Origin of the sequence: Methylocella tundrae, from assembly GCF_901905185.1 — a bacterium.
GTDB classification, from domain to species: Bacteria; Pseudomonadota; Alphaproteobacteria; order Rhizobiales; family Beijerinckiaceae; genus Methylocapsa; species Methylocapsa tundrae.
The window spans coordinates 48553-62268 of the sequence record NZ_CABFMQ020000082.1 but is presented as its reverse complement, the minus strand read 5'-3'; the positions used below and the strand labels follow the sequence as shown (position 1 = coordinate 62268).

Sequence of the window (13716 nt, the reverse complement as noted above, 5' to 3'; positions counted from 1 at the left end):
CCCCCTCCGCAGGCGACCCCACCAAGCTCCGCTTGGGGTGGCCCCTCGCCAGCTCCGCCCTACAGCCCCGACCTCAATCCGATCGAGCAGGTTTTCGCGAAGCTCAAACACATGATGCGAAAGGCGGGTGAGCGAACCTTCGAAAACACTTGGCGACGAGCCGGAGCGCTCCTCGACCTCTTCTCACCAGACGAATGTCAGAACTACCTCTCCAACGCAGGCTATGCTTCCATCTAAAAACATCACGCTCTAATTCCCGCGAGGCCGCAAGCGCTCGATCAGCCGACGAGGCATAAATCGTCATGCCACCCACGATCGCCTTGGGTACTGGAACCTGCGCCAGGAACTGATCGCGGTCCACATCCGGCGCGGCCATCCAGAGATGCGCGATTTGAATCGGGTTCGATGTTCGTGCGTAATTTGCAAGAGCATCAACAGCGATGAGGTTTCCCATGCTATGGCCAAGACGTTGACCTGCTCAATGCCATACTCAAGCTTAAGCGTTTCCAGAAGTTTGATAAATCCATCACGAGCCAGGTAAGCACTTTCCTTATCGTAGATGTAGTCTGCCACACTGCCCCTGGACGCCCATGTAAAAAGAACCGACAGTCCGCTATACTGCAAATCACAATCGATCTGGGCGTTCAGGTATAGGGCGTCTTCAAATGTTGTATTGAAGCCATGCACAAACACTAGCGCGGTTTTGGCATGTTTCTCTTAAATAGCCTCGTCGAAGGCACTTTCAGACAGAGGAACAAGCTTCTTTATTATGAAGTGTTCGCGCTCATTGGGCGCGGACGAGAGAGTTATACCAAACAAACTCCAACTTGATGGTCTCTCGATGTGACCGATCTCGTGCTTGGTCGGTATTCGCACCGATGCCGCGCCGAAATTTAAAGGCGCTCGTTCGCCGCTGTAAGATACTAAATTGCTTGGTGTCGCAGGGATTTCTTGCCTAGTCGATGCAAATAGAAAGTCCACGCGTCTCGGGTCCGCAAGTGGCGGGGGAGATGCCGGTGGAGTGTTTTTAGCCCGAGGTGCGACCTTATCTTGGATCGCTATGGCTCGCTTGCGCAGGGATTCGGCTTCAGTAACGCGTCCTTGCTCTTCGTATAGGTCAGCCAGATTATTCAGCGTCCAAGAGATCTCAATGTGATCGGGTCCTAGGGTGCGCTCATAAATAGCTAGTGCGCGCTTGAACAGCGGCTCGGCGTCATCGTAGCGGCCTTGTTTCTGGTAGAGCGCAGCAATATTGTTCAGCGACTGCGCGACAGCGGGATGTTCGGAGCCGAGCGTACTCTCCCGAATTTCAAGGGCGCGCTTGTATTGCTGCTCGGCGTCAGCATAGTCGCCTTGGTTTTGCTGGAGTGCCGCGAGATTGTTCAGTGTTGTCGCGACAGCAGGGTGGGCAGAACCGAGAGCGCGCTCGTTAATCGCAAGCGCCTGCTTGTACAACGTTTCGGCCTGAGCGATACGGCCTCGCCCCTGCTCAAGCGCCCCTAGATTGTTGTACGTGGTCGCAATATCAGGATGGCTAGGGCCGAGCCGCTTCTCACGGATCGCTAATTCGCGTCGATAAATTAATTCGGCTTCCTCGTTGCGCCCTTCGACTTGATATAGCGCAGCCAAACCATCAAGCGATTCCGCGACTTCGTCATCGTCAGGGCCGAACGTGCGTTCACGCATAGCCAGTGCACGCTTGAACAGCGGCTCGGCGTCGGCGTAGCGGCCTTGGCTCTGGTAGAGCGCCGCCAGATTGGTCAGCGACGTCGCGACGGAAGGATGACTAGGACCAAGCGTCTCCTCGCGGATCGCCACGGCGCGTTCTGCAAGCGGTATAGCTTCCGACGTTTTCCCCGTTCGGTAAAGTGCTACCGCTCTTGCGTCGAGCGCCGCCCCCTGATCCGTCTCCGCTCCTGCCGAAGCAAACGAACCGACAATGACAGCAACTATGAACCCGGCGAAACAATCCAGCAGCTTACTCATTGCCGCACCGCGATATCGGAAACGACATGCTCATCCGTGTCGTTTAATTTTGCAAGACGGACCCACGATGACAGCAGGAACGATCCTCCGTTACCATCGCGCATGGAACCGCTCATTTCGCCCACCTACGGCCGATGTCCGGTGTCCTCCGCCTCACGCCGCTATTCGAAATAAATGAATCAAGGTCGTACTATCCCGTTCGCAGCTTCCAGTCGGGCGCGCACATTTTCGCTGGCACCGCAGCCCAGGTTACGTTGCTCACCGTCTGTTCCCGGCCGACCGGCGACGGCAACAACGGGTCGACAGCGGACGTGATCGTTTCACGAAACAATAGAAATAACAATTACATAGGAGTGCCCAGTTTTATCCTCTCGGGCGCGCCAAAACCGCCACCATGCAGGACGAAACTGGGCACTAGGTTGGGCGGCATTTAAGTTCGGGAGGAAAGCGGACTCCATAGGACGGCATCGGGCCCATCTCAACGTCAATCCGGCCCAGGCTCCTCGTATTCGCAATTGTTGATCAGGCGGACTTTTTCAGGAATTACAAGTGTGGTTTGACATTTTATTATTTCCATCCGCGCGCTCCGATCTTTGTTGGGAATCCAGTTGTTTGTTACATCAAATGTCGGCGAATTGTCGCTGTGCGCACTCATCATCTTCGAGCATATCAACTTAAAAGCTTCGCCTATGTCTGTTAGAAAATTTATCGAAGCTGCCCGCCAGTTACAAGTTTTAGCATCGTAATTATCATTACGGTGCTGAAATAGAAAATTTTCTTCCACTTCCTTAACCGCGAGTGTTCTCGCCGTGATAGGAGCATTATTCAGCTGGCTCAATTTGTTTAATTCAGAACCAGATAAGAAAAATAGAAAAGGCTCGTCTTGGATGAATTTTTTCATTTGCGGAAAGTCTGGAAATAATGTGTCGTCTCTTGTAACATCAAAGCTGATAGATAAAGCTCGTAACGTTGGTTTAGATGCCTCCGTCAACTCATATAATACAGCATCTGCTTGGCGAACAAACCGCTCTGCCTTTTCCAACTCTCTATTTATTCGATCCTGATCTATCGCTAAAAAGAATGCAGCTGTAACGGCAACAAATACAGAGAAATGATCAATATATCGCGTTACATCTTCCTTCATATTTGGAAATCTGTCCAGATAGCGCTTTGCTATAAATTCAACTAAAACTATTAGAACAACCGCGAGCACGATGATCTCGATCACCGACCAATCGAATGTTATGACGGACAATGACTTCATCCATTTAGGCCTGATAAGAATCTTGTCAGACGGAGAATGATAAACATAAATTACGTAATCGACGCATGTCCTTGTCGAAGTCAGAATATAGGGAGAGCAACCGTACTGCAAGGTGAGCCTTGCTCGGAGCCCGGAGGAAAAATACGCGTCGTGACCCTCCTGCGCCAACGGGAGGGCTTAACTCGCAAGGACCGGAGTGTTGAAATCCTCACCGCAGACCCAATAGCCGCAACAATCACATAAGAGTGCCCAGTTTCATCCTTTCGGGCGCGCCATCTTTTCAATGATTTAGAAGATGAGGACTAAAAGCGAAGATTAGTCCGGGGTTTAGTCCGGGGAAGTCGCGGAGGGGCGGCGCATCGGGGAAAGCCGTGGCTTGGCGCTTTTTCTGGCCGGTGGGCATTTCCGCGTTCGAGCGCGAGTTCACCAAGCGCAGTCGCGAGGTCCGTGACTGCAACCCGAGCGCGGCTTCGTCCAGCTTGAATTGAAGGTTACTGGGCGGTCTTCCTCCCAATTTCCCTATTTGACGTCCGCAGGAGCCCTCGCGCCTGTTAGGCTAGCGCTAGCTTCTCCGCTTGTCTGCATCCGAGGTTTCCGCCAAGGCGCGCTCGCGGCAGAAGTTGAACCATCGGCGACGATCAGCGCCCTGAGGTCCATCGACTGCTTCGCGCCCAAGCCGGTCGTTCGCGGCCCGAATTGTTCTTCTCGGAACCTGCCGTTCGTTCGGCCGACTTGCCGCGCGGCGTGAACGGTCGACATTGATACTCCTCTGCCGCTCACGATCGGAGATACAGTCAAAGCAGAGGATCGGAACATGAGACGCTCACAGAAAAACACCGAGGGCTGGCTCTGTGAAGTCTTCGCCGAAGCCGGCAGCGGGAAAAACGCCCGCCAGCTTGCACGGCAGATCATTCTTCTGCTGGACGGTGCTTTCGCTGTCGTCCTGCTTCATCGTGATCCAAGCTATATGGAAACCGCTGGAGAGGCCGCAGCCCGACTCACTCGAAACGACGAGGACCCGTAACGCACTTTAGCGAGGAGCCACAACGTGGACAGCGACCGCATCGCGATGCTGGTGACGCTGGCTACTCTGCCGGTGCCTCCTGAGAGCGTGCCGATCAACATGCTCATCCCCCATGTCGGAGTCGAAGCTGGCCGACGCACCGCCCGTCGATCCTATCGAGTTGTTCGAATTGTCTCGCTCGCCGGCACACTCATGCCTCGGTCGGCCGGAAAAGCAAGTTGAGATGGTTGCGTGGCCCGCAATCAGTCCGAACAAAAATCAACGTTAATTCAATGACTTGGCGGGCTTTGTTTTGGCGCAAAGTTGCTCTTCTAGCAAAATCAAGCACTTACAACCCGCAGGTTCAAATCAGGGATCCAACGCCTGCAATCACTCTACCTAGGAGGAACATGGCGGGAAAATAGTTTCGCCGGATAGCCTGGGCGTAGCCGGGCTCGTATGATCCGGGTTTCCGCGATTTATCCCCGTTGCGTAAACGGAGGTTTTCGTGACGGGGCGGAGGCGGCGGCGAAAACGGTCTGTGGAGCGTCGCGAAAGCCGTTGAAAAATCACTGTCGCGGAAAGGAGGCAGCTGTTATGTTTTTCAACATGCTGCTGGGCTATGCGAGAGACTCGACCGACGAACACACGACGAGGCTCCAGCTGGATGCCTTGGAGGCGGCTGGCTGCGAGCGGACGTTCTCTGAACGCGCGTCCAGTGCTACGGCCGAGCGCCCGGTGCTCGCGGACCTCATGAACCGCATCCAGGAGGGTGACACACTCGTGGTGTGGCGCTTGGACCGGCTCGGCCGCTCGCTGCCGCACCTGATCGAGACGGTCCAAAAGCTGGAAGCCGGCGGGGTCGCGCTGAAGAGCCTGACCGAAGGGATCGATACCACGACGCCTAGTGGCCGATTGGTTTTCCACCTGTTCGGCGCGCTTGCTCAGTTCGAGCGCGAACTGATCCGCGAACGAACGGTGGCCGGTCTGGCCGCCGCGAGAGCCAGGGGGCGCAAGGGTGGACGGCCGCCGAAGCTCAGCGCAGAAAAGCTGCGGGTGGCGCAGCGGCTGCTAAAGGATCCCGACTCGACCGTGTCCGAGGTCGCCAGAACCTTGGGCGTGCATCGGTCGACTTTACACAAAGCGCTGCACGGAGCGGTCGCCAAGACAGTGAACGGGGTAGGACGTGGACTTGTTCGGGCAGGATGAAGCTGCGCCCGGACCACAACGTCCAAAGGTGCAGGAAAAGTCAGCGGAGCCGGTGAAGAAGAAGAAGCGGATGGCGCGTAGTGATCTCTTAGTGGCTCTGGTGAAGGCGGGCGCGACCGGCGACCGTCATCTTGCGCGCACGTCTGCCGAGGCCCTCATCGCCGATGAGAAGGCCAAGCAGCACACCATTCTCGCTGACCGTCTGACGGCCGCCCTCCGCACCAACCTCAATGGGAGTCATTCCACGGCGGCTGCGCCTGTGGAGCCAGCGGCGCGCGGACCTTCGACCCGGGACTTTTTCGTCGATCGCGCTCCTCAGCGTCGGCTTTCCGACCTGCTGCTGCCCGCGGTCACCCGTGAAGCCTGTGAAAACCTTATTGAGGAGCAGCGTCGCGCCGATGTTCTCCGTGCGCACGGCCTCGAGCCTCGTCATCGCATCCTCCTCGCGGGACCGCCCGGGAACGGAAAGACCTCACTCGCCGAAGCGATTGCGGAAGCGCTCAGCGTTCCATTGTTCACCGTCCGCTACGAGGCGGTCATTGGGAGCTTTCTCGGCGAGACGGCGAGCCGGTTGCGACGGGTGTTCGACTTCGCCCGAACGACGCCGAGCGTCCTGTTCTTCGATGAGTTCGACGTGGTCGGCAAAGAGCGGGGTGATCTGCACGAGACCGGCGAGATCAAGCGCGTCGTCAGCTCGCTCCTGCTGCAGATGGACGACCTTCCGAGTTGGACCATCATCGCGGCGGCGACCAATCACTCCGAGCTTCTGGATCGCGCGGCGTGGCGTCGCTTCCAGCTCCGTCTGGACCTGCCGGCGCCGGGCGAGCGGCAGATCGCCAACTTCATCGGCATGTACTTCAATGTACGGCCGCTTCCCGGCGATCTCGGACGCTCGCCGGATCAGTTGGCCCGCGCCCTGAGAGGATCGAGCCTGGCTGAGGTCGAAGACTTCTGCACTAACATCCTTCGTCGCTTCGTCTTGTCACTTGGAGAAGGCCGCCCAAGCGAGATCGTCGAGCACGAATTGAAGGTATGGCGATCCCGCGTAAACGCACCGGGCAACAAGAAGAGCGAGAAACGTGGCGGAGCGACCACTTCTACAGATACCTGAGGCGACCCATAACGAGCGCGAGAAGCGTGCCCCTGTCCCGATAGACCCGAACGCGAAGATCGCGAAGCCGGGCTTCGGCCGGCAGTCGCAACGGCTTGGCCCGCGGTTCGACCGCCTGAGGAACGTCGCTGCGCAAACGGCGGCGCAGGCAGGTATGACCCTGCGGGCCGACCCCGACGGGATCGCTCCCGAGCGGGCGCTCGTCTTCGAGGTGGCCGGTTCGCTGGGTGACTTCTACAGCCAGGTCGGCCGCATTCGGGGTCTCGAGTTTCTGCTCGAAGACGACGCGGACATTGAGCCGAGCGACGACTTCCACACGCTCCAGACGAAGAAGCGCGAGCAAGTCCGCAGCGACAAGCCCGTTGGCGGGCGTCTCTACATGGCGATGCCCGACATGCAGGCTCTCCGCGAAATCCTGAGGCTGTGGGATCTCTATCGGCAGGGCCAGGCGATGCCTTGGGGCTTCGCACCGTGGGGAACGCTGTTCGACATGCTCAGCGACCTGCGCGCGTGGGGACCGCAAGACCGGGTCCTTCCCGAGACGCTCGCCTACTGGCGGGAGCGGATTGCTGATCGGCCGGACGAACCGGTCCGCTTCGAAGTCGAGATGTGGTTCCACGAGCGGGCGGACCGTCGTGCTCGGGCGATCGCCAGCATCGAGGGGCAGCTTGCCGAGTTGGGCGGCCAAGTTGTTACGGCGGCGGTCATCGATCCGATCCGCTACCACGGCATCCTGGTCGACCTCCCTCCACAGCGGGTTCAAGAGTTGATCGATCACCCGGATGTGACGCTTGCCCGGCTGGACGACATCATGTACCTGCGGCCGCAATCAGTGGCCGCGATCCCCGAGCCCGAAGAGGAGGGCGAAGCCGCGGCAACGGGCGACGCACCCGCGCCTGGTGGCGATCCCGTTGCGGCGTTGCTCGATGGGGTTCCGGTCGCCAATCACCAGCGGCTTGCGGGCCGTCTAATCCTTGATGACCCCGACGACTACGCAGCGCGGACGCCGGCGGCAAAGCGGTCGCATGGGACCAGCATGGCCTCGCTGATTGTCCACGGCGATCTGCAGGCAGGGGAGCCTCCGCTCGGCCGGCCGCTCTACGTCCGACCCGTCATGGTGTTCGACGCGGCGAGCGATGCGGAGACGACGCCGCCAGATCGGCTGCCGCTGGACGTCGTATATCTCGCTGTCCGCCGGTTGCTCGAAGGCGAAGGCGATGAGCCCGCGTCTGCGCCGAGCGTCGTCGTCATCAATCTCTCGCTGGGCGATCTGAACCGGCCATTCTCCGGCAGGATTAGCCCATGGGCGAGGCTGATGGATTGGCTTTCGTTCCGCTATCGTGTGCTCTTCCTGATCAGCGCTGGCAACGTGCGCAGCTGGTTGCCGATCCGGGAGTTCGCGACCACGGCCGAGTGGGCCGCGGCCGCCCCGGAGGCGCGCGAAGCGTCCATCATCAACGCTCTCAACTCGGAAAAAGCGGCGCGGACGCTTCTCTCGCCGGCGGAAGGATTGAACGCTCTCGCGGTGGGCGCGTGGCATGCGGACGAGTTCGCCGCAGCCGAGGATCCGTTCCACCTAAAGGACCCGTTCCCCAACGGCGGCCTGCCGAACGTCAGCTCGGGGGTCGGCCTGGGTTTCCGGCAAACCGTAAAGCCGGATGTCCTGTTCGACGGTGGCCGAGAGCTGGTCCGTGCCTCAGAGGACGAAGGGCATGTCTGGTTGGCGGTCGACGGAGGGGGCGCCCATGCGGGGCAGATGTCCGCAGCGCCTGATGCGGGCGCGACCGGTCGGCTCGACTTCCAGCGGCGCACGGTCGGCACGAGCAACGCCACTGCGCTGCTTACGCGATCCGCGGTTCACATCTACGATTCGTTGATCGAGGCTGGGTACGACGTCCCGCGCAGCCATGCCGCTGTCCTGCTGAAGGCACTGCTGGTCCATGGCGCGGCTTGGGGCGATGCCGGCGACAAGCTCGACGGCGCGTTCGGCCCCGCAGGCCGGGACTGGCAGCGCCACCGGGACAACATCTCGAGGTTCCTCGGCTACGGGCGCCCCGACATCGACCGGGTGCTTGATTGCGCCGCCGAGCGGGCGACACTCTTTACCTATGGCGACGTCCAGCAGGACACCCAGGACGAGTTCGACATCCCGCTACCGCCGTCGATCGAGGGATCAACCGAGCTGCGCCGCCTGACGATGACGCTGGCGTGGCTCACCCCGGTCAACGCCCGACACCAGCAATATCGCTCGGCGACGCTCGAGCTGTTACCCGCAGGCGACAAGGCCTTCTCTCTGGCGGTGGAACGCCTCTCGGGTCAACCGACCCACTTCGCGGTCAACCGCGGAACGCTGTCGCATGGCATCTTCGAGGGCGAAAGCGCAATCGCCTTCCTGGATGGAGGGATGCTGAAGCTCCGCGTCGCGTGCCGAGCCCAGGCAGGCGCGCTCGACGATCGCGTTCCGTTCGCGGTGGCGATCAGCATTGAGACCGGAGTGGGCTCCGGGATCGCGATTTACGAAGAGGTTCGCGACGCAATACAGCCTGCCGTGCGCGCGACCGCAGGCGCGACTCGCGGATGAAGTGGGTCGCTCCTAGATGTCCCCGAGCCGATGCACTTATTCAAATGCCGCTCCGCTCCGCGTCCGGAAGGCCTCGATGAATAGCTCGATGCCCAACACCGATCCGCTCCGAGATACCATCTTCATCTCAAAGGCGACGCCTGGCGATGACGCCTTTATTCTGTGGCTCGCGCCGCGTCTCGAGGCGGCGGCATACAAGATGTTCGCGGACATCTTCGACCTTGATGCCGGGGACGAATGGCGCGGTAAGCCAACGAAAAGAACAAGCCCGCCTTTTTCGCCAAGATACTCTACAAAGCCCGCGCGCGGATCGAACAGGGCTTCGGACGCCTCAAACGCTTCAAGAGGGTCGCGCTACGCTGCGAAAAGACTGCCCGAAACTTCAGGTCTATCGTCGCGCCCTCACCCGGCGCCGCACCCCTCGATATCGACGATCTTGTGGCACGCAGAATCCTCGTCAAGGATGCAAGCGGCGGTCGAAGCACCAGTTATTCGCTCAAGCGGGACGCTGTGGCATAGCCAGAGCGACGAGAGCTGGGCAGCCGGCGGGGCCAGTCGGTACTTAATGGCGCGGTCACAGCTGCCGCTTGGCCCTCGATGCGATCGCCCGAAAGCGCGCCAAGCTATGCTATGGCACGAAATAGTCCGCTTCGATCGCCGGCGGCCAGCAAAGCCAGCGTCTGCCGATGCTGTTTCTCGAACCGCAAGTTAAGAGCAAATCCTGCCCGTGATTTGAACGTGTCGCCTACCGTCGGCTTTGTTCATTCAGGTCCTGAAATCCGCCCTTCCAGTTTCGGCCCGATGAAGCCGCAAACGATCAGACAGAAATGCGCCCCATCCCGGTCATTTGCCCTGCGTTGACAAACTCCTAGAAGCAGACACTACCAACGGCGAGCCAAAGTTGGACTAAACGTCCAGAGGCGGCATGCTCTTTCATCGCTCTAAAAGCCGCTCTCAAGACGCTTAAGCGCTGCTAACGCGTGGCGCGCGAAGCGATGGACCCGGCTTCGGCCTTGAAGCCTTTCGATGTCGCTTCGATCTCCATAGATCGCGACCGTCTCGAACGCCAACGTCATTCCATCCTCCCTGTGCGGGACCCGATGGTAGAACTGAGCATCGATCCCGTCGTCGATGAAGCGTCGTGATACCGCCAGGCAATCCGGCGGATAGGCTGCCACGAAGTCCAACGGTGGATACGCTTCGACTCTTTCGCTCGGAATGAATCGATCGCTTAGCGCCTTCTGAATCTCGCTCAGGCAACCGACGACCAACTGAACAGGCATCTTGTGGAGCCGCGCCCAAGCGAGCCGCGTCGCCTCGGCGTCCGGTGATCGCTTCGCCTCGATGGCATAGATCAGGAAACGGATTGCGACGAGGCACGCTTCTTCCGACGTTGTCGGATCAACCCGTTCCAACTCGGCATGATGTCGACCGACAAACCGGGTCGCGGTCGCAAAGGCGCCCCATTCCTCCTGCGCAAACGGATTTGTTCGGCTGGGCAAGCCCGTGAGCGACTGCAGCAAGGCTACATCGGCAGGGTCGCCAAACGACGCTACCTCCCTGGCAAGCCAGTCCAAGCTCGTTGAACTCTTAATATTCGAAGCTCGCAGTGCTCGGCGATAGAGGCGTCGCCGCAACCCTTCATCCAGATTGAAAATTTCCTGGCCATAGATGGAGTCGAACGGATGATCAAACATCCTCAAGCACAGCGAGAGAGCAAGGTCATTGTCGACGACATCTCCATCATCAACAAGCACAGACGCCAGCTCGGCTTTGACCTGCGCCCGTGAATCCTCGGCCTCAACGTCAAGTGCGCCGAGGATCTTCAGCGCGTCGACGATACTCGCATTGATTGCCCAGTTTGTCGGGTTCACGTCGAGAGCGTGGATAGCTTCGATCAGGCGTTCGAGCACCTCCTGCGGCGCCCGACGTGCATAGCCGATTGAACTCAGCATGGCGAGTTGAACGTGGCACGGCTCCCACCGAAACCGCTCGCGAAATAAATAAATCAGTTGCTCGGCGAACTCACTATCATTGCCATCGAAGAACGCCCGTCGCCACTCCAGCAAAAAATGGAGTTGGCCAGAAGTCAGTTGCTCCACCTTGATCGGGAAGGCTCGCTCCTCTTTTGATGTCGGTTCAAAGCCGCCCTGTGTTGACCGGGCAACCTCAGTAAATCCGATGGATTCGCCGAACCCGTAGTACGTCAGCGCGAAGCTTTGACTTCGGATCGGATATCGCTCTTCCCGAGCGAAATCCGCAAAACGGCTCCGCTCCGTCGCTAACCGGGCGTCCATCTCCGCACAGAGCCTCAGGAAGATGTCGAGGCCCGATCCGTGGACGGCGAGGCGACCGACAGCGCGGAGCCTTGCCTCTTCAGGATAGGTCCACTCGCGCCGGGTCGCTTCTTCCCAGCCGATCCGGACGGCATCCCCTTCTTTCGACAGCGCAAGCCGAGCGCTGCCAATTTCCTCGACGCAGGCTTCCGTCGCCTCGTTCAACAAATCCCATGTCGTCGAGGCTGCGATCGGACCAAAGTGTCCTCTCGCCGCCTCGCCCAACAATGTCGAACTCATCACCTCGGAAAGGACGCCTCGACAGACAGCCGCATCGTCGATCGCCGCCACGATGTCCCCGGCGATCGGCTCAAGGATCGGCGTCGACAATCGCTGTCCAAAGCTGATAGGATCGCTCTCCGCCGTTCGTGCCAGATCGAACGCCGCGCATGCATTCAAAATCATCTCATGGGAAAACGAGACCCGCCCCGCCCGTCGAGCCAACAGGCCGGCCGCAAACAGCGCATCGCACTCGGCAAAGCCGAGACCTTCAGCGCGCATGAAATCGTCGAAATTCGCCTCCGCCATCGAGAATGCGATCTGCGCATGCAGCGAGCTCGCGAGCCGCCTCAAGCCAAACGATCCAGCCCGCGCGTGCCCAGCCAAACGCTTGCGTATGTATTGATCGATCAGAAGCAGGCGAGTGGCGTTGGCCTTCAGATCACCGCCAATTTGCCCGACGAGAGCGGCCTCGATGCCCGATCCGACTGCCCGGAGCACCTCCAGAGCGACCGGAGTGAGTTGCCCTCCAACTGCTCGTGCAATTCGCTGCTTCAACTCCAAGCTCGGGCGCGCGACCGCCACGCCTCCGAGACCAGCAAACTCGGCCGGCTTTGCATCTTGACCGGTGACGGCGAGCAGCGCTCCCATCCGCCTCGCCAGTGCCCGGACACCACGGAGCGCCTCAGGGGCCGCCGCACCGAACTCGTTGACACCATCGACGATCAGGAAGACTGGCCGGTCGGAGCGCGCGACCGCGCGATACAGCTTCGCCGGAGCAATATCGGTGATAAGCCCAACCTCTCGGCGCAAGCACTCGGCCCAAGAGCCGGTGAAATTCTTCGCGGCGATAAAGAAAGTCAGGTGTCCCGCCTCAGCAAGGCTCGCCACGAGCCATTTCGCCATCAGGGACTTGCCGCAGCCCGACGGGCCACTGATGAAGCACCCCGTATCCGCGGCAGCCGCATCCATCAGATCCGCGCGTTGGTCGTCTGTCTCGGGGAGCCACGATTTTCCGTCGCGTCCATATTCGGCCGCGACGGCGGCGGCGTAGCTATCAAGCAGGTCAAGCTCCTCGCACACTTCTTGGCCCGCCGTGGCTTGATCCAAGATCACCGGCCTTAGCTTGAGCGTGCACGCGAATGCCCCCCAGTCCGCCAATGACCAAGGTGATCCCCCGACCGTTTTCAATTGGCCTGGAAACAGATCGATGGTCGTGACGAGCGCCTTGAAATTCCCGGGCGTGACGATGGATCCTTCCGGGATTGGACTCGTGAACACGACGTACCCGTCCGGATAGAAGTTGCCCACCGACTTTGCCACCTGCATTGCGTCGCGCACGCTGTTCTTCGCGCCAACCGCTTGCTGATAGGCGTTCGTGTAGTCTTTCCACTCGCCGGAGGCAGACAACCGCGTCCAGGTTCCGTTGACTTCACCGCGGATTGGAAGCCGGCTGGTCTTCACCTCCACGACTGAAGCGGAATCCGCCGTGGCGATTATGCAATCGATTTGACGACCTTGGATTTCGATATTGGCGAGAACGATCGACGGGATCTTTTTCTCTTCGAGCCATGAAACTATAAATGACAAGAGTTTTCGCTCCGACTCGTGCTCGATCGGCGCGCCAATGAAAATCTTTGTTTTGGTGGATTCCGTAGTCATGAGAACATCATAGCAGAGCCCCAAGCATACCGCATTCGCTGCGGTGGGAGGCACGTTCAGACCTTGCGGCCGGGCGTGATGGGCGGCCGGGCGCGCATCCACCGCGAGGGCGAGGTCGTCCACCTTGTCGCCCAGCGCATTACGGACCTCTCCGCCGACCTCGCCAGAGTCGGCAGCCGAGACATGGCCTTTCCGCTGCCGCACGGCCGCGGCGACCAAGTCGGGAATGGCGGTTCGGAGCCCAATCCGCGGGAGCTGCCGCCAAAGGGCCTGCGTACCCGCGACATCTATATTTCTGACCTGAACCTCGATACTATTCAAGGTGAAGACACGAAATTTCCACTG

Annotated in this window: 7 protein-coding genes and 5 pseudogenes; 7 read left to right on the top strand and 5 right to left on the bottom strand. The window is 59.6% G+C overall.

Annotated features, from left to right (window positions below; all coding sequences use genetic code 11):
• A pseudogene (locus tag MPC4_RS11285) lies at positions 1-237 on the top strand (hypothetical protein); the annotation flags it as partial.
• A gap of 55 nt (positions 238-292) precedes the next feature.
• Here the strand turns inward: MPC4_RS11285 and MPC4_RS21760 are convergent.
• The 4 genes and pseudogenes from MPC4_RS21760 to MPC4_RS11270 all read right to left on the bottom strand — a co-directional run.
• Positions 293-454 (bottom strand): annotated as a pseudogene (locus tag MPC4_RS21760) (hypothetical protein); the annotation flags it as partial.
• Between the two features lie 26 nt (positions 455-480).
• Positions 481-699: pseudogene (locus MPC4_RS21755) on the bottom strand (alpha/beta hydrolase); the annotation flags it as partial.
• A gap of 18 nt (positions 700-717) precedes the next feature.
• Positions 718-1986 (bottom strand): tetratricopeptide repeat protein, encoded by a 1269-nt coding sequence (locus MPC4_RS11275; protein WP_174512609.1) that lies wholly within the window; start codon positions 1984-1986, stop codon positions 718-720.
• A 484-nt stretch (positions 1987-2470) separates the two neighbouring features.
• The gene (locus tag MPC4_RS11270; protein WP_174512608.1) at positions 2471-3214 is read right to left on the bottom strand and encodes a hypothetical protein; all 744 of its coding nucleotides are present in this window, start codon (positions 3212-3214) and stop codon (positions 2471-2473) included.
• 871 nt (positions 3215-4085) lie between these two features.
• On the opposite strand from MPC4_RS11270, the pseudogene MPC4_RS21750 reads away from it, so the two are divergent.
• The 6 genes and pseudogenes from MPC4_RS21750 to MPC4_RS21745 form a co-directional block, all read left to right on the top strand.
• Positions 4086-4274 (top strand): annotated as a pseudogene (locus tag MPC4_RS21750) (TetR/AcrR family transcriptional regulator); the annotation flags it as partial.
• A gap of 33 nt (positions 4275-4307) precedes the next feature.
• Positions 4308-4478 (top strand): annotated as a pseudogene (locus tag MPC4_RS21615) (biotin synthase BioB); the annotation flags it as partial.
• A 372-nt stretch (positions 4479-4850) separates the two neighbouring features.
• The gene (locus MPC4_RS11265; RefSeq protein WP_244628964.1) at positions 4851-5462 is read left to right on the top strand and encodes a recombinase family protein; all 612 of its coding nucleotides are present in this window, start codon (positions 4851-4853) and stop codon (positions 5460-5462) included.
• Complete coding sequence (locus MPC4_RS11260; protein WP_244628963.1) at positions 5446-6573, top strand: AAA family ATPase; 1128 nt, start codon at positions 5446-5448, stop codon at positions 6571-6573. The genes MPC4_RS11265 and MPC4_RS11260 overlap by 17 nt, the downstream gene beginning before the upstream one ends.
• Positions 6542-9154: a S8 family peptidase gene (locus tag MPC4_RS11255; RefSeq protein WP_174512607.1), complete on the top strand. Its 2613-nt coding sequence runs from the start codon at positions 6542-6544 to the stop codon at positions 9152-9154. The genes MPC4_RS11260 and MPC4_RS11255 overlap by 32 nt, the downstream gene beginning before the upstream one ends.
• A gap of 285 nt (positions 9155-9439) precedes the next feature.
• Positions 9440-9673, top strand: a complete 234-nt coding sequence (locus MPC4_RS21745; protein ID WP_425312457.1) for a transposase — start codon at positions 9440-9442, stop codon at positions 9671-9673.
• 422 nt (positions 9674-10095) lie between these two features.
• Here MPC4_RS21745 and MPC4_RS11245 read toward each other — a convergent pair whose 3' ends face one another.
• Positions 10096-13590, bottom strand: coding sequence for an NERD domain-containing protein (locus MPC4_RS11245; RefSeq protein WP_174512606.1), 3495 nt, complete (start codon positions 13588-13590; stop codon positions 10096-10098).
• Positions 13591-13716 lie beyond the last annotated feature (126 nt).

Excerpts from the sequence above, each read along its gene's own strand:
- MPC4_RS11275 (WP_174512609.1), bottom strand. The coding sequence starts at position 1,986 with ATGAGTAAGCTGCTGGATTGTTTCGCCGGGTTCATAGTTGCTGTCATT.
- MPC4_RS11265 (WP_244628964.1), top strand. The coding sequence starts at position 4,851 with ATGTTTTTCAACATGCTGCTGGGCTATGCGAGAGACTCGACCGACGAA.